Genomic DNA, 1,459 nt, shown 5'->3' with positions numbered 1-1,459 from the left:
CACGCCATGCAGCGAACAACCCGCCTCCAGCACCGACCACCGCGGTGAGCCCGGCGGCACCGACCGCCAGATACACTCCGGCCGACAGACCCAGCAATGCGACGAGAGCGACCAACTCCACAATAGATTGCCGCCGCCTTTCGGCCTCATCGGCCGACTCGGCGCGACGAGTGAGACTGGGCTTTCCAGGTCGTGCCGGGCGTGTCACTGCCCCACCTCAATTTCATCTCGATTCCGAAGCGCATTCCTCATGCGCTGGCGAGGAGAAGGATGAATCGGAACCCTGAGGTATCGCCAGGGCGAAGAATTCCCGACGACCGATCGCTGCTGCACCATGATCTCCTCCATCAGATCACAGAAAAGCCCTAGGCCGTCGACCCCCATGCCTTCGAGCAGGGCAATGGACCGCAGATCAGTCGCCAGTTCGATGCGGCGCGCAGCACAGATCCAGGCAAGAGTGAGGATTGCCCAAGCAGAGCAGGCGGTGGCAGCCGACGTGACGAACACCATCAGTGACGGATGGTTGGCCTCTGCCAACATCCACCAGGCGACACCTCCTGCGACAGCGCCTCGCATCCAGACCATCAGGTGCGCAACGAAGCGATGACCTGAGCGGTGATGGATGAATTCATGCGCGATCATGATCTCGCCGTACTTGCTGTGCCGCCATTGCCAAGACCGCATCAGGCGCCCGGGATTCTTCCCGGCGAATGCCAAATGCCAGGCATGCAGATCAATATCGTCGGATTGGTATTCGCGACCAAGGCGGCGAGCGTGCAGGAGAAGCCCAAGGGAAAACCGGGGGCCGGTCAGACCGGCCCGCCAAGGGTGATTCCGAGACGTCCTGAGGATGTACTCGAGCTCGGCGATCCACTCCTGCCCGTGGACGGATCTGATCTCTACCGGTAAGCACTGTCGCGCGAAACGCAAGAGCCCCCGGGAGATGGCCGGACCGCTATACCGCATCGCCGCCAGGACGGCACCCAGAAGAACGGAAACCCCTGCGACGAGCTGAGTCATCACGTGAAGCCCCCCTCATTGGCCGGCCTCGGAAAGGCGTAGGGCCACCCAGTGCTCAACTGCTGACTCAGCCGGGCTAGTTCGACCCGGGCTGCCGACATGCCTTCCGGCGTTAGGCGGTAGTAGCGACGAGCAGGCCTTCCCTCCGACACGGGATCAATGTCTTCGAGCTGCCCGGCGATCCACTGCGCACGCTCGAGCCGAGCCAGAATCGGATAGACCGTGCCGCTAGGGAGCTTCGCCTGCTGCATGAGGTCAAAGCCGTAGCAGGGCTCACCTGGGGCCTCAAGGAAGACCTTCAGCAACTTGGCCACGTTCACCGTGACTCGCACCTCTGCCGCCATGGAGCCCATAGTACGTTCTCTACATAGGGTTGCCAAGGTCGCCGATGCCCAGGGCCGCCCGGCCGCGCCGAGGGTGTTGACCGCGAGTTCGGTAC

General features: G+C 62.9%; 2 protein-coding genes. Both read right to left on the bottom strand.

The annotated features are described in order from the left end of the window. Positions 1 to 204: 204 nt before the first annotated feature. On the bottom strand, positions 205 to 1,020 hold the full coding sequence (locus tag AB0N76_RS39840) for a hypothetical protein (protein ID WP_363565748.1): 816 nt from the start codon (positions 1,018 to 1,020) through the stop codon (positions 205 to 207). After that, positions 1,020 to 1,459, bottom strand: a 440-nt coding sequence (locus AB0N76_RS39835) for a PadR family transcriptional regulator (RefSeq protein ID WP_363565747.1), incomplete at its 5' end; no start/stop codon positions are given. The genes AB0N76_RS39835 and AB0N76_RS39840, both read right to left, overlap by 1 nt.

The organism is Kitasatospora sp. NPDC093806, assembly GCF_040683335.1.
Classification (GTDB): domain Bacteria; phylum Actinomycetota; class Actinomycetes; order Streptomycetales; family Streptomycetaceae; genus Kitasatospora.
Note: the sequence above shows the minus strand (reverse complement) of the source record. Positions and strands in the feature narration are given on the sequence as shown.